The 18,868-nt window shown below is 65.1% G+C and carries 17 protein-coding genes; all 17 read left to right on the plus strand.

All coding sequences use genetic code 11. The annotated features are described in order from the left end of the window. Positions 1 to 952: terminase gpA endonuclease subunit (locus HMPREF2886_RS03245; RefSeq protein WP_177344220.1), on the plus strand; the 952-nt coding region annotated here is incomplete at its 5' end. A 15-nt stretch (positions 953 to 967) separates the two neighbouring features. Then, positions 968 to 1,192, plus strand: coding sequence for a gpW family head-tail joining protein (gene gpW, locus HMPREF2886_RS03250; RefSeq protein WP_015648941.1), 225 nt, complete (start codon positions 968 to 970; stop codon positions 1,190 to 1,192). Then, entirely contained in the window at positions 1,192 to 2,667 is a 1,476-nt protein-coding gene (locus HMPREF2886_RS03255; protein WP_031691150.1) for a phage portal protein, read from the plus strand. Before gpW ends, HMPREF2886_RS03255 begins: the two co-directional genes overlap by 1 nt. After that, a complete protein-coding gene (locus HMPREF2886_RS03260) occupies positions 2,664 to 3,860 on the plus strand; it encodes a head maturation protease, ClpP-related (RefSeq protein ID WP_049950722.1) in 1,197 nt (398 codons plus the stop codon). Before HMPREF2886_RS03255 ends, HMPREF2886_RS03260 begins: the two co-directional genes overlap by 4 nt. Continuing rightward, complete coding sequence (locus HMPREF2886_RS03265) at positions 3,857 to 4,219, plus strand: head decoration protein (protein ID WP_014602837.1); 363 nt, start codon at positions 3,857 to 3,859, stop codon at positions 4,217 to 4,219. Before HMPREF2886_RS03260 ends, HMPREF2886_RS03265 begins: the two co-directional genes overlap by 4 nt. Positions 4,220 to 4,285: 66 nt before the next feature. Next, positions 4,286 to 5,281: a major capsid protein gene (locus HMPREF2886_RS03270; RefSeq protein WP_014602838.1), complete on the plus strand. Its 996-nt coding sequence runs from the start codon at positions 4,286 to 4,288 to the stop codon at positions 5,279 to 5,281. A gap of 29 nt (positions 5,282 to 5,310) precedes the next feature. Beyond that, positions 5,311 to 5,592, plus strand: a complete 282-nt coding sequence (locus HMPREF2886_RS03275) for a hypothetical protein (RefSeq protein WP_023125698.1) — start codon at positions 5,311 to 5,313, stop codon at positions 5,590 to 5,592. Continuing rightward, the gene (locus tag HMPREF2886_RS03280; RefSeq protein ID WP_019682367.1) at positions 5,589 to 6,026 is read left to right on the plus strand and encodes a hypothetical protein; all 438 of its coding nucleotides are present in this window, start codon (positions 5,589 to 5,591) and stop codon (positions 6,024 to 6,026) included. The genes HMPREF2886_RS03275 and HMPREF2886_RS03280 overlap by 4 nt, the downstream gene beginning before the upstream one ends. A gap of 50 nt (positions 6,027 to 6,076) precedes the next feature. Beyond that, positions 6,077 to 6,277: a hypothetical protein gene (locus tag HMPREF2886_RS03285; RefSeq protein WP_031691149.1), complete on the plus strand. Its 201-nt coding sequence runs from the start codon at positions 6,077 to 6,079 to the stop codon at positions 6,275 to 6,277. 27 nt (positions 6,278 to 6,304) lie between these two features. After that, positions 6,305 to 7,051, plus strand: coding sequence for a phage tail tube protein (locus tag HMPREF2886_RS03290; RefSeq protein WP_023115497.1), 747 nt, complete (start codon positions 6,305 to 6,307; stop codon positions 7,049 to 7,051). A gap of 68 nt (positions 7,052 to 7,119) precedes the next feature. Continuing rightward, entirely contained in the window at positions 7,120 to 7,929 is an 810-nt protein-coding gene (locus tag HMPREF2886_RS32840) for a DUF6694 family lipoprotein (RefSeq protein ID WP_071536095.1), read from the plus strand. A gap of 64 nt (positions 7,930 to 7,993) precedes the next feature. Beyond that, a complete protein-coding gene (locus tag HMPREF2886_RS03295) occupies positions 7,994 to 11,266 on the plus strand; it encodes a tape measure protein (RefSeq protein ID WP_224965645.1) in 3,273 nt (1,090 codons plus the stop codon). Next, positions 11,263 to 11,673 carry a hypothetical protein gene (locus HMPREF2886_RS03300; protein WP_031691146.1) on the plus strand — a complete coding sequence of 137 codons (411 nt, stop codon included), beginning with the start codon at positions 11,263 to 11,265 and terminating at the stop codon, positions 11,671 to 11,673. Before HMPREF2886_RS03295 ends, HMPREF2886_RS03300 begins: the two co-directional genes overlap by 4 nt. Positions 11,674 to 11,721: 48 nt before the next feature. After that, positions 11,722 to 15,273 carry a hypothetical protein gene (locus tag HMPREF2886_RS03305; protein ID WP_004353048.1) on the plus strand — a complete coding sequence of 1,184 codons (3,552 nt, stop codon included), beginning with the start codon at positions 11,722 to 11,724 and terminating at the stop codon, positions 15,271 to 15,273. Then, a complete protein-coding gene (locus HMPREF2886_RS03310) occupies positions 15,273 to 16,280 on the plus strand; it encodes a hypothetical protein (RefSeq protein ID WP_023087707.1) in 1,008 nt (335 codons plus the stop codon). Before HMPREF2886_RS03305 ends, HMPREF2886_RS03310 begins: the two co-directional genes overlap by 1 nt. Further along, positions 16,277 to 17,137, plus strand: coding sequence for a hypothetical protein (locus HMPREF2886_RS03315; RefSeq protein WP_023087706.1), 861 nt, complete (start codon positions 16,277 to 16,279; stop codon positions 17,135 to 17,137). The genes HMPREF2886_RS03310 and HMPREF2886_RS03315 overlap by 4 nt, the downstream gene beginning before the upstream one ends. After that, positions 17,134 to 18,868, plus strand: a 1,735-nt coding sequence (locus HMPREF2886_RS03320; protein WP_070746787.1) for a hypothetical protein, incomplete at its 3' end; no start/stop codon positions are given. The genes HMPREF2886_RS03315 and HMPREF2886_RS03320, both read left to right, overlap by 4 nt.

The following is an 18,868-nucleotide window of genomic DNA, read 5'->3' on the forward strand; positions in this document are numbered from 1 at the left end:
TGTCACTTTCCACATCTGGACCGCGTACAGCGTCTTCACCACTTGGCTCGACATGGTCGGCGACTGGCTGAACGTGAAGGGCGACCGCGAGAAGCTGATCACCTTCGTCAACACCACCTTGGGCGAAACCTGGGAGGGTGACCAGGGCGAAAAGCTGGAGTGGGAGAACCTCTATGGTCGGCGCGAGATCTGGCAGCACCTGCCCGCGCGCGTAGCCGCTCTGACCGGCTTCATCGACACCCAGGACGATCGCTACGAGGCGCGCATCTGGGCCTGGGCCGCGGGCGAGGAAGGTTGGTTGGTCGACCGCTGGATTCTGCAGGGCGACCCGGCTAGCGCCGAGTTGCGCCGGAAGGTCGGGCTCAAGCTCCACCAGCAGTACCAGCGTGAAGACGGTGTGAGCATGCGCGTTGCGCTCTGGGGATGGGACTCCGGCGGTCACTACACCGACGAGGTGTACGAGGAGAGCAAGAAGCACGGCCTGTTGTGGGTCATCCCGACCAAGGGGCACAACGTCTACGGCAAGCCCATTGCAATGTTCCCCAACAACAAGAACAAGGCTGGCGTCTACCTGACGATGATCGGTACGGACAACGCCAAGGAGCTGATCTACAGCCGTCTGAAGCTTCAGCCCGAGCCAGGCAAGGTTCTCCCCGGCGTGATGCATCTGCCAGCCAGCGACGCGATCTGCGACGAGAGCGAACTGAAGCAGCTCACTGCCGAAACCAAGGTGATGAAGATCGAGAAGGGCCAGCGCGTGTATCGCTGGGACGCGAAGGGGCGCCGGAACGAGGCACTGGACTGCGCCGTCGGCGCTCTGGCAATGCTGCGAGTCGCCCAGCAGCGCTTCGGCCTGGTCCTCGATACGCCGCCCACCACTTCCACTGCACCATCGGTCCCGACCACCAAACGCCGCAGCTCCGGCAGCGGCTATCTGAAACAACGTCGATAACCACGCGAGGCGGATATGACCGAAGCGCAGCAACGGTTGGCGGATGTGCGCGCGGCCATCCATGACATTCTCACCAAGGGGCAGACCATCACCAAGGATGGTCGCAAGCTTGAGCGCGCGCAGTTGGCGAGTCTGCGGATGCTGGAAAGCCAGTACGTGGCAGATGCGGGACAGGAGTCGGCGCTCAGTGGTCGGCGCTCCCGGGTGTGTCGGCTGTACCCTGCCGGGAAGGGGGTGTGATGGCCAGGTATCCTCATCTGACCCGGGCGGGCTTCATGCTTCCAGACCGGATTAAGAACAGCTATGACGGTGCCGGAACAGGCCGCCGCGCGCAGAACTGGGATGCGCCGCCGGGCTCGATCAATACCTTGTCGCTCCCTGCACTGCCACTGCTACGCAAGCGCTCCCGAGCTGCGACGCGCAACGACCCCTATGCGGGTGGTGCGATCGACACACGGGTGAGCAACCTCATTGGTTCCGGCATCGTGCCAATGCCGACGATTCAGGACAAGGCGCTGCGGCGGTTGTTGCTGGAGCTCTGGCTGGACTGGACCGACGAGTCGGATGCCGACGAGCGGACCGACTTCTATGGACAGCAGGCACTGGCGGCGCGAATGGTCGAGGAGAGCGGCGAGTGCTTTATTCGTCTGCGCCCGAGGCGGCTGGAGGACGACCTAGCCGTGCCGTTGCAGTTGCAATTGCTGCCTGCCGAGTTCGTTCCGCTCGAGAAGAACGAGGTGGCACGCAACGGTAATTTGATCCGGGCCGGCATTGAGTTCAACGCCCTGGGCAAGCGGGTGGCGTACTGGATGTATCGGCGTCACCCCGGCGACAGCGCAGTGATGGCGGCGGGCTACAACCAACTGGTGCGGGTGCCGGCCAGCGAGGTACTACACGTCTTCGAGCCGTTGGAGGCAGGACAGTTGCGGGGGGTTCCCCGACTGTCTCGGGTTCTACTGCGGCTGCGCTCGTTGGACAACTTCGACGATGCGGTGCTGTTCCGCCAGGAGGTAGCCAATCTGTTCGCCGGATTCATTACTCGGCCGAGCCCAGGCGACTTGCCTCCCATCGATCCCATCAACGGTGGACCGGTGCGTATGGACGGTGACGGCTTCACGCCGATGGTGGGATTGGAGCCGGGCACCATGCAGGAGTTGCTGCCAGGCGAGCAAGTGGAGTTCTCCAAGCCGCCGGAGGCCGGCAACAACTACCCGGACTTCATGCGGCAGCAACTGCAGGCCGCGGCCATGGGCGTTGGAGTGCCCTATGAGCTGTTCACCGGGGACTTGAGAAACGTCAATGACCGGGTGATCCGGGTGGTGCTCAACGAGTTTCGCCGGCGCCTGGAACAGCTTCAGTTCAGCGTCTACATCCACCAGCTTTGCCGACCGGTGAGGGCGGCGTGGATGGACATGGCGTACTTATCCGGTGCCTTGGATCTACCCGACTACGCACGCCGACGGCGCGAGTATTTGCGAACTCGCTGGGTGCCTCAGGGGTGGGAGTACATCCACCCAGTGCAGGACGTACAGGGCAAGGTACTGGAGATCCAGGCGGGGTTGGTCTCGCGTAGCGAGGTAGTGCTGCGCAAGGGCTACGACGCAGAAACCATCGACGAAGAAAACGCGGCAGACCAGACACGTGCCCACGAGCTTGGTCTCAACTACACAACGGCTCCGGGGTCGCCGGATCCCGCCGATGAGGAAACACCATGACCGAACAATCAGCGCTTCGTGCGCAGGCGCTTGCACTCGGCCTGCACATTTTCAACAAGGTCCCGGATGTACCGGCGCCCCAGGACGAGACCTGGTACCGCATCAAGGCTGCAGCCGAGGGTGAGCCGGACCAGGCCATCGAGGTCTACATCTACGGTGAGATTGGTACTTGGGGGATCACGGCCAACCAGTTTATCCAGGACCTGAAGGCCGTCGACGATGGTTCTTCGCCAGTGCTGGTGGCTTTCAACTCTATTGGTGGCGACCTATTCGACGGACTGGCGATCCACAACGTGCTCAACCGCCTGGGCGAGCGCTGTACCGCCCGCATCGATGCACTGGCGGCGAGTGCGGCAAGCGTGGCGGCCTGCGGCGCGCATCGGTTGGAGATGGCTTCCAATTCCATGCTGATGATCCACAACCCCTGGACCTGGGCCGGCGGCGATGCCGACGATCTGCGCAAGGTGGCCGAGGTGCTGGACCAGACGCTGGAAGCCATCGTCGCCTCCTACAAGCGCAAGGCGCCCGAGATCGACGATGGTGAGCTCCGGCAGATGATCAAGGACGAGACTTGGCTGACGGCGAGTGAAGCCACGACGCTTGGTTTCTGCGACGAGGTGCTGGACGGGGTGGCTGTGAAGGCGGTGGTGGGCGATGGCGGTGCGTTGCGCAAATACCGCAATACTCCCCAGACGCTGCTTGCTCAACTCGATAAGCCGCCGCTGAGCGATACACCTGCACCGACAGAGGACCCTGTTCTTGAACCTGATCCCGAACCCCCTGTAACCCAGCCCACTGCCGCCGCCCTGGCAGCACGGATTATCCGTAGCTGCTCGGAGGCCGGTATCCGTAACCTCGTGGAGGCTCTGACCTTGGCAGGAAACCTGAAAGACGAGGCAAGCATTGATGCAGCGGTCTCCCGGGCCAAGGCGGTCCGCGATCTGTGCGTCAGTGCGCGCTTGCCGGAACTTGCCGCCGACTATGTGAAAGCTGGCCTCGAACCAGACGCCGTACGCGCCAGGCTGTTCGACAAGCTGGCTGGCAACGGCTTCGGCGAAATCATCAACACCCCGCCGCTCGAGGATGATCCGACGCCCCCCAGCAAGGCCAGGGCTGCGACGCCGTCGAAGGTGTACGCCGCGCGTCGGGCTGCCCAAACCGCTAAACCCAAGGCTTCGAAAGGAGAAGCATGATGACCAAAACCGAAGGCTTTCACGCCGGTGAGTTCCTCCTCTCGGAGGGGGCCGGTTCCATTTCCCGCGAACAGGTGACCCTGGCCGCTACCGCGAAGGCCCTGCCAGCCGGCCAGGTGCTGGGTATCGTCACGGCGTCGGGCCAATACGCGCCCTACGACGATGCGGCCACAGATGGCACCGAGGTGGCGGTGGCGATCCTGTATGCGCCCAAGCCGGCCTCGCCCGATCCCCAGGCGGTGACCGTGATTGCTCGTCTGGCCGAGGTGATCGATGTGGCGCTGACTGGTTTGAACGACGCTGCCCGTGGCGACCTCAAGGCCCGCAACCTCATTGTCCGCACCGGTACGCCGTACTGACCGGCCCCTTTGAGTCCTCCCGAAGCCCCGCACCCGCGGGGCTTTTCATTTTCTATGGAGTAAACAATGGCTGACATCAACGTCTTCGAAGACGAGGCGTTCAGCGTCTCGTCCCTCACCGCTGCGATCAACGAAGCCCCCGAGGTGCCTGGCCGTCTGGCGGCTCTGGGACTCTTCGAGGAAGAGGGCAGCACCACCATCACCCAGCAGATCGAGAAGGACGGAGACACCCTACACTTGGTGCCGGCCGCCGATCGCGGCGCGCCAGGCCTGGTTGTCACTGGCAGCAAGCGCGTGCTGATTCCGTTCAACAATGTGCACTTGCCACAGACCTTCACCATCCTGGCCGACGAGATCCAAGGCATTCGCGCCTTTGGCGAGCAAACCGAATTGCAGGCTGTGCAGGACGTGGTGAACAAGCGCCTGGGCAAGATGCGTCGCCAGCTCGACGCCACTCACGAGCACCAGCGGATGGGCGCGGTGCTCGGTACCATCCTCGATGCCGACGGCAGCACTGTATTGCTCGACCTCTACGACCGCTTCGGTATCAGTGCTCAGGTCGTTCAGATGGAGCTAGGTAGCGCGACCACCAAGGTACGCCTGAAGGCCGGCGAAGCACTGGACGCGCAGGAGGATGCCCTGGGCAACATCCCCAGCAGCGGCTCGCGCGCGCTTTGTGGGAAGAACTTCTGGAATGCGCTGATCACCCACAAGTCGGTGGAGGAGACCTACCTCAACACCATGCAGGCCTCCCAACTGCGCGGTGATGCACGCGAGGAGTTCGAGTTTGGCGGCGTGATCTGGGAGCGCTACCGCGGCAAGGTGGGCGGTCGCTCCTTCATCCCAGATGATGAGGCACGGCTTGTGCCTATCGGAGTGCCGGAGCTGTTCCTGAGCATCTTCGCGCCGGCCAACTACATGGAGACCGTCAACACCCTGGGCCTGCCGTATTACGCCAAGCAGGAGGTCATGCCGTTCAACAAGGGCGTGGCTGGCGAAGCGCAGTCGAACCCTCTGCATATTTGCACCCGCCCTCGCGCAGTCATCAAGTTGGTGAAGTAGTGGCTGGCTTTGTCCAATTGGTCGCCGACATGGACGAGATCATCGCCGACGTCCTCGGCGATGGTGAGTTTGGCTACCTGGACCGCTCTGGCCGGCAGGTCGGCAATGCTGCGGTGATCGTTGAGGAAGGTGTTGAGCGCATGGAGGCCGGCGCCCTGGATCGGTACCGGACCATTGCGTGCCGCAAGGCCGTGTTGCAGCCCCTTGATCGAAAGGGGGCGTTCCTCGATTCCGATGGCCAGGTCTGGCGCATCGACGGCATCCATGCCGACGACGGCGACTGGATCACTTTCTACGTGGTGCCCGAATGAGCGACGTGATCGATGTACAGACCGCGGTCATCGGCCAACTGCTGGACCTGCTGGCCGTGGTACCGGCGTTCGGCGACGCCGTCCGTGAGGACTGGGTGGCCGGGGTGCTCGACGCCGAGGACAGCGACGAGCCCGAACGGCTGATCATCCTGCAGGAAGGGGACACCGTGGAACGAGACCGGTCGCCGGGCAGTGTCGTGGAGGAGTGGACCGTGAACATCGTCCCGATGGCGCGCGGCAGGGACGCTGTCCAGGCGTTGCGCGAGGCGCGCCTGGCGATCAAGCGGGTGCTCAAGGGCCACAAGGCCGGGCTGACGGTGCCCGGCCTGGTGCGTGTCGATTTTCCGGCATCCGCTGTGCGCCTGCCCGAGCCCGGCCGGCGCTGGGCCTATCGAGCCATCCCTCTGCAGGTCAGCTACTCGCAGCAGTTGTAACCCATCCACCAGGCCGCCTCCGGGCGGCCTCTTCATTTCCGGAGGGCTCCATGCCCAAGATCATCGTTACCAGGCCGTTCAACTACCGCGAGGGGCTGGACGCGACCCACTACCCGGCGTCGAAGGGCGCCATCAGCGTTACCGCCGCCGTAGCTGCCTATGCCCTGGGCAAGGGCTACGCCACCGAGGCCAAGGCCAAAGCGCCGATTCCGGCAGCCTTGGCCGAACCGGCCGGCGGCGACCAGAAGTAACCCACCCGAACCCATCAGGAGAGCCCCATGCTCCAGACCATCGACCGCTCGTTCATCGGCGAGGGCATCATCCATGCCCGCCTGTACGGGTCGCAGGAACCGTTCCTGCCGCTCGGCAACTGCGACACCTTCAATATCAGCTTCGCCACCGACCGCAAGACGCTGCCCAACTACATGGGAGGCGGCGGCAACAGCAACGTCCGCGAGCGCGTCACCGACGTGACGTCCTCCATCGGAATGTTCGACCTGACCGCCGAGAATGTCGCCCTGGTGACGCGCTCCACCATCCAGGTGGCGCCTACCGCCGCGATCACCGACGAGGCGCATACCTCTCAGGGGGTTGCGCTGGAGTTGATCCCGTTCAAGTACCTGCCGGACCTGACCAAGCCCGTGACGGTGAAGACCGCGGGGGACGTCGAGGTGGCCCCGGGCACGGACTACCTGCTGGTACCCCACGGCATCCAGGTGCTGAGCGGCGGCAAGATCGATGCAACCGGCATCAAGGTCAGCTACACGCCGCGCCCGAGCCGGGCGGTGCATATGCTCAACGGCTCGCAGAAGGAGCTGGAACTGTTCATCGCTGGCCTGAACGACGCGCAGTCGGGCGAGCCGTTCGCGCTGCGTCCTCGCCGCGTCAAGTTCGGCCTCCTGCAGGAGCTGGCGGTGCTGGGCCAGGAATACGCCAAGCTCACCGGCCCGGCGGAACTGCTCGCAGATTCGCGCGTGACCGCGACCGACATTTCCAAGTTCTGCCAGATGGATCTGGCTGCCTAACCAGGTTGGCATGGTGCCACTATCGGGGTAGATTCCCTCTCTTGCCTAACACCCTTGGGAGGGAATCCATGCGAATTTACCGACTTGCAGTACTTTGTGTTGCAGTTGCTCTGGCTGGCTGCGGAGAGCCGAAGCTGGACGGTTCCAGTGATGAGGCGATGAAAGCCTCTATTCAGAAAATTACCGAGCAGCTTTCACCAGAGAAACGAACGAAGTTCCAAGAGGCCTTAACTCTAGTTGTTTTTCAAGGGCTAGATTTTAAAGCAGTCATGAAGGGTGACGTAACTGCGGAAGATATCGCAGGTAATGCCATGGCATCCCTGAGCGGAAAGACGGCTGATGAGCTGATCACTCAAGCCGAGGCTATCAAAGCAGCTCGAGAGGCTCGTGAAAAAGAGCAGGCGTTAGCTGAGATCAGGGAACTGGAAGCTAAGCGAAGTAGCGCAGAGCAGGCTAAAGGTGAACTAGCGAAGTTTACTGTTACGCGTTCTCGGTTTTTCCTGCGAGATCAGGAGTATAGCTTTGGCAAAGAGCCAGTGATTCAGCTGTCGGTACACAATGGAACGGAAAAGCCTGTTTCTCGTGCATACTTCAAAGGAACGATTGCTAGCCCCGGGCGTTCGGTCCCATGGTTGGTTGAAGACTTCAACTACCAGATTCGAGGTGGCTTGGAGCCTGGTGAAAGTGCAGATTGGTCGCTTGCTCCCAATATGTTTAGTGAGTGGGGCAAGGTTGATGCTCCAGAGGATGCACTGTTTACCGTGGATGTGGTGCGTATAGACGGCGCTGATAATAAGGTTTTGTACGACTCTCAAGGGCTAAGTGAGCATGAAACCGCACGTTTGAAAATGCTCAAGGAAAAGTATTCTATTCCCTGAGCTCTCTTGTAGAAGTTATATATATGCCCGCCATTTGGCGGGTTTTTTTTGCCAGAGGATTGCCATGGCGAACCCAATGCAGCGCCTGATCCAGTTCGTTCTTCGCGGCCGGGACGAACTGTCGCCCGCCGCCCAGCAGTCGACCGAGGCGCTGGAAGGGCTGCGCACCACAGCGGCGAACCTGAACCGGCAGTTGGACGATGCGAAGGGGGCCCGCGGCCTGGTGACCGCGCTCGGAACTACCGAGCGCGCCATTGCGCAGACGCAGACGTCGGTGCAGCGGGTGGACCGTACCATTGCGGACCTGCGCGAGGCGTTGGACCGCAACCCCGGGAGCCGGGGCCTGGCCGTGTCCCTGCAGATCGCGGAGCGGGACGCAGCGGGTCTGCGTCGGACCCTTGACCAACTGACCGCTCGGCACGCTGAGCAGCAACGTGCGGCGCGGGCGGCGGGCGTGGATACCGGGCAGCTTGCCAACGAGGAGCGGCGGCTGGCGTCGGTGGTCGACAACACCCGCGAGAGCATCGCGCAGAACAGCCGCGAGATCCGCGAGCTGGAACGTGCGCAGATGCGAGCGGCGCGGGAGGCGGCTGGCCACACCTCGCGCGTGACGGCGCTGCGCGAGGCCATGTCGTCCGGCGTTCGCCAGGCAGCCGCTTACGCCGCGGCCTTCGTCGGCATCCAGGCGGCGCTGAACCTGGTGCGCAGAGGAATCGGCCTGGTGCGTGATGGCATCGTCTCGATGCTGACCACCGGCGACCAGTTCGAGAACCTGCAGAACCGGCTTACGTCGCTGATGGGCTCGGTTGCCGAGGGTGAGCGGGCAACCGCCTGGATCAAGACCTTTGCCAAGGACACGCCGCTTCAGTTGGGCGACGTCACCGACGCCTTCGCGCTGCTGAAGGCCTACGGCCTGGACCCTATGGACGGGGCGCTGAAAGCGATCGAGGACCAGTCGGAGAAGCTGGGCGGCGGCATGGAGCGCCTGGAGGGCATCACGACGGCAGTCGGCCAGGCCTGGGCGAAGCAGAAGCTGCAGACCGAGGAGATCCTGCAACTGGTCGAGCGTGGCGTGCCGGCGTGGGACATGCTGGCCAAGGTCACCGGCAAGAATGCCGCGCAGCTGCAGGATCTGGCGAGTAAGGGCAAGCTTGGCCGGGACGTCATCAAGGCGCTGGTCGACGAAATGGGGCGCAGCTCCGAAGGGGCCGCTGCGAAGGCCATGAGCACCCTGACCGGTCTGGTCAGCAACCTCGGCGACACTGCGGCCGAATTTCTCAACCGCATTGCCAACGCCGGCGCGCTGGACCACGTCAAGAACAAGCTGAAGGAACTGGGCGATACCATCGCGCAGATGGACCAGGACGGGCGCCTCGACACGCTGGCCAAGGGGCTGTCGGATGCCTTCGTCCAGGGCTCGGAATGGGTCGAGCGCTTCATCAAGCGCCTGGCCGACGTCGATTTCGGCACCCTGATCGACAAGACCTCGGCCTGGCTTAGCAGCTTCAGCACCCAGCTGGACGACATGGCCTCGCGGGTGCAACTGTTCATCGCGCCGTTCCGGACGTTGTTCAACGGCGTCACCTCGGGCATCAGCGCTATCGCCCTGGCCTGGACCGGTACCATGTCGCTGATGGTCGCCGGCATCGAGAAGGTGGCGGAGAAGATCCCGGCGGCGCTGGGTGGGGAGCGCATCCGCAGTTCCGTCGCCGGCGTCCACGACTTGCTCAGCAGCATGAGCGGGGGTTTCCGCCAGCAGATCCAGCAGGACGCGCAGGATATCGCGGATGCCTGGGACACCAGCACCACGGCTATCGCCTCCGCCGCACAGCAGCAGAGCCAGGCGATCACCGACACCTTCACCGACCTGAAGGCGGGTGCGAAGAACGCGGCCGCCGAGTCGGTGCAGGCGGTGACCAGCCTGCAGAATGCCCTGGACCAGATCAGCGCGGCCAAGACCACCGAGCAACTGACCGCCCTGCAGGGGGAAATGCTCAAGGCCTACCAGGCCGGCACGCTGAGCCAGCAGGAGTATGCGAACGGCGCCGGTGTCCTCAACGCGAAGCTGACCGAACTGAAGTCGACCGCCAGCGGCGCCGCCCTGGGGGTGTCTGACCTCAGCACCGGCCTGGAGAACCTGAAGCAGGTCCAAGACGCGATCAGCAGCGCGAAGACCACGGTCGATATCCAGAACATCCGGACGGCGCTCGGCCGGCTGTACAACGACGGCACGATCAGCGCGCGGGAGTTCAACCAGGAGCAGACCAAGCTGTCCGCCAAGATCAAGGAACTGAAGGCGGCCGGCGAGGAGGGCGCCAAGGGTATGCAGGCGGTCGCGGAGTCCTCGGACAAGGCGGCCAAATCGCTCTCGGACCAGCGCAAGGCCATTGGCGAATCGATGGAGGCGACCCGCAAGGGAGTAGCGTCGACGAAGGACGACATGGGCGCCTTCGAAGGGTTCTTCGGTGGGGTGTTGAGCACCGCGCGGCAGGGCGTTGCGCAGTTGAGCCAGGAAGCGCTGAACGCCTTCGACGCGATGCGTGGGATCTCCACCGTCGATCTCAGCATCGACACCAGCAGCCTGGACGCCACGTCGCGCTCGCTGGCCAAGGTCAGCGAGCAACTGGCCCGGATCAAGGCCGAGTCGGGTGTGGGCATGAGCGGTTTCGGGCGCTGGGCGATGGATACCCAGCGAGCCAGCCTGGAGATCCAGGCGGCGTACCTGGAGCAGAAGCGCAGCCTGCAGAGCCTGATGGACGACTACGAGCGCGGGACCATGAAGCTGGGCGACTTCGTGTCGGCGGCCAAGGGCGCTCGAAATGGCCTCAGCCTGCTGAACGATTCGGACATGCGGCAACTGGAGAGCGCAATCGAGGCGGCCAATCAGAAGATCCAGCAGCTCAAGGAAGGCTCGAAGTCGACGCTGGTCAGCCTGCGCGAGGAACTGGCGGGGCTGCGCGGCGAGCAGGAAGCCGTGGATCGCAGCCGGTTCAACAGCCGCCGCGCCGAGTTGCAGCAGCAACTGGCCGAGGCCCAGGGCAGCGGCGACATGAACGCGGTGCAGAACCTGATGACGGCGCTGGCCACCCTGCAGCAGATCCAGGCCGAGACGGATGCCAAGCGGCAGCGAGAGGAGCAGCAGAAGCGGGTGGACGAGCAGAGCGCCGCCAAGGCCGCGGCGGCGCCCCCTGCCTCGTCGCCGGTGTCGAGTCCTCCGCCCCGGGTCGTTCGTTTCGAGACGCCGCGGGGAGCCGTTGACGTGGCGGTGGCCAGCGAACAGGACGAAACCAACCTGCTCGGCGTGCTCGAGCAGGCCAGCATGAGGACCGGCCGATGAGGCTCGATGCGGTGGAACTGGGCGACCAGTTCGAGTGGGTGGACGAGTTCACCTGGGATGCGGTGGCACAAGAGCAGGAACGCTCCCTGACCGGCGCGCTGCTGGTGCAGGAAGGCACCAAGCTGCATGGACGCCCGATCACACTGCGTTCCGGGGGAGGGGTATGGACGCCGCTGTGGGTCGTGCGGCAGTTGGAGGTGCTGCGCGACCAGCGCCTGCGGGTCATGGCGCTGGTGCTGCCAGACGGCCGCGAATTCTCGGTGATCTTCAACCGCGCCGACGGGGCGCCGCTGGAAGCCGAACCGCTGTTCCGCGAGGTCAACCCCGGTCCGGACGCCGACTACCTGGTGACGTTGCGACTGCTCACCGTAGCGCCGCCCCCAGCGCCGCCCACCCCCGTCCCTTGATCCCACACCCCGCCTCGGCGGGGTTTTCTTTTCTGGCTGGAGTGTTCCATGACGATCACCGTCGATGATGTAAAGCTGCTGAAATCCCAGCGCCTCACCGATGAGGACGACGGCGGCGGCCGTGCCACCGGGCAAGCCGTGGTGGATCGCGAGATCAACAACCTGTTTCCCGATATCTCGCGCCTGGACCGGACCATCGGCCGGATCAACCTGCGCAAGGCCTTCGCCGGCATCAGCTCGAATAGCGCCGAGCCGTACCTGGGCGCTCATGCCATCGTCACGCGGGCGCCGGCCGATCCGCGTGTCTCGGTGCTGCTGTTCAACACCGGCAGCCAGACCGATGAGCGCCGCGACGCGCGCAACGCCATCGAGTCCTTCGTGGTGCCGGCCGTGTCTGCCTCGTTCGAACTGCTGGGCAACCAGTTGCAGGGCCAGCGCGCCATCGCTTGCGTGCAGCGCGAAGAACAGCGGCTACCCGAGATTGGCGAGGTCTATCAGTTGGTGTTCGAGTCGCGCTCGCAGTATGTCCGCATCACCGACGTCGAGGCGCGGCTCGAACAGTTCGCCCACGACTACGGCAACGGCAACTTCGTGAACTTCACCCGGCGCCGGCTGGACCTGTCGATCAGCGCACCACTGGGCGCGACCTTCCCCGGCGGCCAGGTGACTCCAGGCGGTACCACCAGCCCGAAAAGCCAGGTGCTCAGCACCCAGGTCGCCGATGCCGCGCGGTACTACGGCATCAGCCCCCTGGCCGAGGCTGTCAGCCGCGGCGCGCTGAGCCTGCGGGTCAAGTCGGTCTATTCCCAGCTGGTGCCCAGCACCACCCGGGAGAACGCGCTGGTCGACCAACTGGCCGGCTACCAGCGGCGCCTGTTCGCTGCGGCCGGGCCGGCGCGGACGGTCAACCTGAATGTCGCGAACATAGGCAGCGGCAGGTCGCGGACGTTCCTCGGCACCGGCTGCGCGCCGGGTTCGCTGTCGCTGAGCGCCGGCGGCGGTGTGTTCGCCGACGACCGCAAGGGCGGCCTGCGCTACATCAGCGGTTCGAACTGGATTGCCAGCGGTACCGTCGACTACGAGAGCGGCGCAATCGAGATGGCGGCCTCCGGCAGCGGCTGGAGCGGGACAGCGAGCGCCACCTACCAGCCTGCCGCGGCGGCGACGGGCGAAGCGGTGACCGGGGAGATCCCTATCGAACTGGGCAACCGCGGCTTCGTCTACACCCTGTCGCTGTCCGAAGCGCCGCCCCAGCCGGGCACCCTGGTGGTCTCGTTCCTCGCCCTGGGCAAATGGCAGGAGATCCGCGACCAGGGCAACGGCGAATTGGCCGGGGAAGGCACCGGCACGGTGGACTTCGCGACCGGCTCGGTATCCATCACCCTGAGCGCGCTGCCGGACGTGGGGAGTTCGCTGATCTACGCCTACGTCGGGCAGAACGATGCGGCGCTGACCCAGCGCACCGGCACCAGCGTGCAGGCGCGCGCGCGGATCAACCGGACGTTGCCGCACCAGGGGCTGTTGCCCGGCTCCTACAAGGCGACGTTCAAGGTCGGCGGGGTAGAGCGCACTGTGCTCGATAGCGGCAACGGCTCGCTCAGCGGTACCGGTGGCAGCGGCCAGATCAACTATGCCGACGGCAAGGTCAGCATGGAATTGAGCGCCACCCCGGATGCCGGGAGTGGGATCGTGCATACCTACCAGCAGGGCAGCGTGACCGACAGCCCGTTGGCGGTGACCTCCGACAGCACCGGCATGTGCATCGGCACGCTGCCCGGGGCGCCGCTCAAGGCGGGCAGCGTGCGCCTATCGTGGATCACCAAGCGTCGCCAGGCGGCACCGACCCTCGGTGCTGACATGGGCACCGGGGCGCTGCCGATCTTCGAATCGGAGATCACCGTGGACAACTCGGTGACCGACGACGCCGCCGGCGGCTGGGCCGGGCGCGCCGGGACGATCAACTACGAGACCGGCGAGTTCAGCCTGAAGGTGGCCGGCAACTACGTGTTCAAGGAGTACACCTACTACACCGACACGGTCGACAACTTCGGCATGAAGAAGCTGCGTCTGGTGGCCACCGATACCACGTTGCTGGAGGGGTTCGGCGGCACGCTGAGCGTGCGCGCGCAGAGCCGCGGCGTCGAGTACGGCGAGCAGACCGATTCGCAGACCGTCGCTCCGGTGACCCTGGACCTGTTGCCTGGTGTGGCCGAGCCGATCCTGCCGGGCTCGCTGGTGTTCACCTGGGCCGGCGAGGTCTACGTCGATCGCTCCGGTGTGCTCTACAAGAACATCAACAGCAGCACCAACGCCGGCATCGCCGTCGGCTCGGTGGACTACGCCGGCCGTACCGCGACGCTGAATACCTATGGCTCGGGGGCGGCTCCGACGGTCACGCTGCTGGCCTGCCTGACCACCAACGCCGGCTTCAGCGTCACCAGCATGACCTTCCGCACGCCGGGGGCGCCGCTGCGTTCTGCGAGCCTGCAGGTGACGGCGGTTCGCCTGGATACCGCGCAGATCGTGACCACCACGGCGGACGCGAACGGTAAGCTCAATGGCGCGGTGATCAAGGGTAGCGTCGATATCGTGACCGGCATCGTCCGGCTGCGCTTCACCAGCAATCTGGAGGACACCACTGGGGCCAGCGATATCCCGGTGATTCCGCTGCTGCTGCGCTACAACGCGGTCGTCTTCACCTCGCTGCCGCTGGACGCCACCCTGCTGGGCCTGGACCCGGTGCGACTGCCGGCGGACGGGCGGGTGCCAGTGTTCCGCGAGGGTGACGTGATGGTGGTTGCCCATACCGCCGAGACCACGGTGCCGAGTCCTCAAGCTGGCGGCGTGCTGCAACTCGGCCGCGACCAGCAGGCCGAGATCAAGGTGGTGGACGCCAACGCGGTGGAACTGGCTTCGGCAGGCTACAGCGTCGATCTGGAGCGCGGCCGGGTGACCTGGGCGAACCCGCTGGTTCTACAGGATGCCGAGGGCAACCCGCTGACCCTACCGCTGGTGGTGCGTGACCGGGTTGAGCACATGACCCTCTGCACCGAGGTTCAGGTGAACGGCGAGCTGGGAATCTCCTCGCCGCTGCCCTGGGATCTGCCGGCGGGCGAAACGCTGGCGTCCAGTGCGCTGAGCTGGGGCGACCTGCAGGCGCGGCTGCATCACTGGTTCACCCAGCGGACCTGGGATATCGGCTCGCCGAACTGGACCGACGAGCCGAAGGGCGACGGGACCACCGCCAACTACAACAGCCTCGCCTATCCACCGCTGATCGCCAACCGCGGTGCGATCGATGCGAAGTGGGCGCTGGTGTTCAACTCCTCGACCAGTTTCAGCGTGGTGGAGGAGAAGCTGGGGGTCATCGCCAACGGCACTACCACCACCGACACGGCGCCGATCAACCCGGAGACGAACACGCCGTACTTCACCATCCGCAAGGAAGGCTGGGGCAGTGGCTGGGCGGCCGGCAACGCAGTGCGCTTCAACACCGACTCGTGCCTGGGGCCGATGTGGATCGTGCGGACGGTACTCAGCGGCAAGGGCACCGTCGAGGACGATGAATTCCACCTGCAGATCAGAGGAGACGCGGATTGATGACCGCTCGACAGTACAGCTATCGGGACGCCGGCGCACCGCCGGCGCTCTTCCCGTCGGCGGTGACGCCGTTCCAGAAGCTCAAGAGCTACCTGCGCGCGGCGCTGGTCGATGGCTACGGCAACAAGCCACCGGCAGGGTGGACCGTGGTAAGCGAGTTCGACACTGCCATCACCCTGGCTCCGGCGTCCAACTGTGCACAGATCACGTTCTGCCAGCACTTGCCAAGTAGTAGCGGTAGCAGCTACCGGGACTTCGTCGGGATCTTTGTACATGAGGGCATGCTGGATATCAGCACTCCGCTTCCAAAGGGGGTCAACACGCGATCACGTACGTGGTCGGCGGATACCAACCCCACCAGCAATGATGCCCATATCCTCTATCTGGGCTACATGTACTGGAACTACGCCACCTATTGGCAGATCTGCGCGGATGCCGAGACGTTTGTCTTTTGCATGCTGGCGGATAGGGGCTATGAGAATACGAGCGAGGACTACAGCCTCGGCCTCTATGTCGGGCAGTACGAGAGCTTTAGTGGCGCCTCTGGCGTCCAGGGATTCATCGCCGTCGGTGGCGCCCAGGGGTATCAGAGTTCAGCCAGCCGAAGTACCAACCGGTCCTTTGGGAGTGGGTTCAGTTCACTGCGTGACCAGCGCTCGGGGGAGATCATCCAGGGTGGCGGCGCCGCCCTGGGGGCGCTGATGGACCAGATGCAGTACCAGAGCATGTACTACGACAGGCCAGAGGGAGAGAATCCGCCCTATTGGCGTATGCAGCAGCCCTATGTGGCGAACGGCGCGAACTACGTCGGCCTCCTGAAGGGTGTGTGTTTCGACCCGATCCTGGGCCACTACCGGCATGGGCACCTGCTGGATCGGCTCGGCCTGCCCCTGGCCGCAACCTCGGTGGCGGAGGCGGTGCAGATGGATGGCAAGACCTATTACGTGGATATGGACCGTTGGGGGCTCTGGTTCCTGTCTGTCGATCCGGCGTGGTGGCCAGCATGAGCGGGCTGATGCTGCAGGTGGTGCCGCCGGTACAGGTCAGGCCCGGCACCTGGCTGCAGCGCTTCGGCATTGGGCCGAAGTCGCTGCGCCCGCCTGTGGAGGTCGCCTGGTCGGGGGCCAGGCAGGCGATCTACCAGACCCTCGCCGTGAAGGTCACCCGTGAAGGGGAGGAGACCTCGGCGCGCAAGATCGCCACGCTGTATCGCGGGGCGGTTGTCACCGCGACTGCAATGACGGCGTCTTTCCAGGTCTACGAGGGCGAGACGGTGCAGCGCTTCGAGGCATCGGGCCTGCGCGGACAGTTCGTGATCCAGGTCACCGACGAAGGCGACCCGCGCCTGGGGATCATTCGCTGGCCGGTCCTCGATGCCGATACGCGCCTGCTGTCCTATGACCTGACCGAAGGCTCGGGCGGTCGAGATCCGACCGACCCAGCGAAGGTGCGAGCGGTCGTCACGGTCGACGGCGGTGCTGCGGCGCGCCAGGTGGTGGTCATCGAGCGCAAGCTCGATGGCGAATGGCGGGTGGCCGGCGTGGGGCAGACGGCCGAGTCCGGGCGCGCCGAGATCGCCCTGGAGGTGACGGCCGGCGGGACCACTTACGCGATGGGGCTGGATGACTGGGGCGCGGTGTTCGAGCCGCGTCTCGCCGTCAGCCTGGGCCAGCGCGTGCGTCCGACGATCTTCTCTGGCTGGCTCTACGAGGTGACCGAGGCCGGGGTACTGCCGGCGGCTGAGCCGGAGTGGTGGCCGATTGAGGGCGACAACCCCAGCCGCCAGGTCGGCACGGCCCGTCTGCAGGCGACGCGTTACTACCGCCCGCTCAGCCACGGGCCCTTTCCTGTCGAGGCTCTATGATCAATGCGAGTTTCGGCGCCCCCTGGCAGAGGGCGGCGCCGCTTTCCGTGCGCGCCGTCCCGCTGCGCTGGCAGCGCCTGGTGCTTGCCGATGCGCGTAGCGGCGGGCTGTGGGGCTCTGGCCGACCACTGGCACGGCGTTGCGCCAGTGGCTGGTCCGGTGTACCGGTGCGTGATGCGGGCTGGGGGAGTGGCTGGGAGCACGCCGAGCAGCGCAACGCGACCGCCGGCAGCGCTTGGGACAGCACCCGGGTGCTGGACGTGGAGAGAGAGCTAGGCTGGGATCGGACGCTGCGTCCGCGTGATCGGCGCCTGTCGCTGATCTACAACCCGCGCCCGTCGCCCAAGGACGCCGGCCGTCCGCCCGGCTGGCGGCGCTCGGCCGAGTTCGACCGCTTCCGCGATGTGCTCTCGGAGAGGCGTGTCAGTCTCTACATCCCGACCGCCCTGCTCGACTTCAATTTCGGCCCGACCCGCTACACCCCAGCGAACACGCCCGTCGTGTTCTTCGATTTCCGCTACGTGGCGCCGGTCCGTGGTATCCGGCCGGTGGACGCCGGGGCGCGCAGCAGCTACGGCAGTCCGGCCCGCTTCGATGCGTTGCGGCGGATTCCCTGGGCATGGGGGCGGCCGACCGATCCGGTGCCGACGGGCATTGTCTACCCCGACTATCCGGGGCCGGTGGTACCGATAGATCCACCCGCCGAGCCCGAGATACTGGAGACCTACATGATAGGAAACACGGTCACCCTGGTGGTGCTGCCGAGTCGCACGCCGCTGGATGCGACCAGCATTCGCATCGGCCTGGATATCGACTCGTTCGCCTGGTCGTTCTCGGCTGACCTGTTCGGTCGCACCTCGCTGGACCTGGCGGCGCCCGATGCCAACGGGCCGAAGACGGTAGAACTGGAGATCAACGGCTGGACCTGGCGGTTTCTGGTCGAGCGTTACAGCGGCAGCGGCAAGCATCCGAGCGAGCGCTACACCATCAGCGGCGCGAGCCGCACCCAACTGCTGGACGCGCCCTATGCGCCGAAGCGCAGCGCGGTGAACACGGCGCCGCTGAACGCACGTCAGGTTGTCGACGACCAGTTGCAGTACACCGGCTTTTCAGTGTCCTGGGACGTCGAGAACATGGGGCCGCCGGACTGGACGCTGCCGGCCGGCGCCTTCAGCTACCAGGATCAGACGCCGATGCAGGTCATCGTCAAGCTGGCCGAGGTCGCCGGCGGCATCGTGCGGCCGGGCCTGATGGACGACTCGGTGACGATCCTGCCGCGGTATCGTGAGGCGACCTGGTACTGGGACACCGCGATTCCCGACCGGATCATCCCGGCCGCCATCGTCGCCGAGTGGGGCAGCGAGTGGAGTCCCCAGCCGGCATGGAATTTCGTCTACGTCAGCGGTACCAGCTACGGCGTCAGCGTGCAGGTGCGGCGCGCCGGTACCGCCGGCGAGGAGTCGGCGCCCGACGTCATGGAGGACTGGATGACCAGCACCGAGGTGGCGCGCTCGCGCGGGATCTGCGAGTTGTCCAAGGGAGGCAACCAGGCGATCGAGACGCGCCGTATCCCGCTGTTCCAGAAGGATGATGGGGTACCGGGCCTGGTGCAGCCTGGAATGCTGGTCGAGGTGAGGGACGAACAGGCGACCTGGCGCGGGCTCTGCCTGGCCACCGATATCTCGGCTGAGGGGGTAGGGGCTAGCCGCGTGTGGCAGACCCTGCGCATCG

Source organism: Pseudomonas sp. HMSC066A08, from assembly GCF_001813025.1.
GTDB classification, from domain to species: Bacteria; Pseudomonadota; Gammaproteobacteria; order Pseudomonadales; family Pseudomonadaceae; genus Pseudomonas; species Pseudomonas aeruginosa.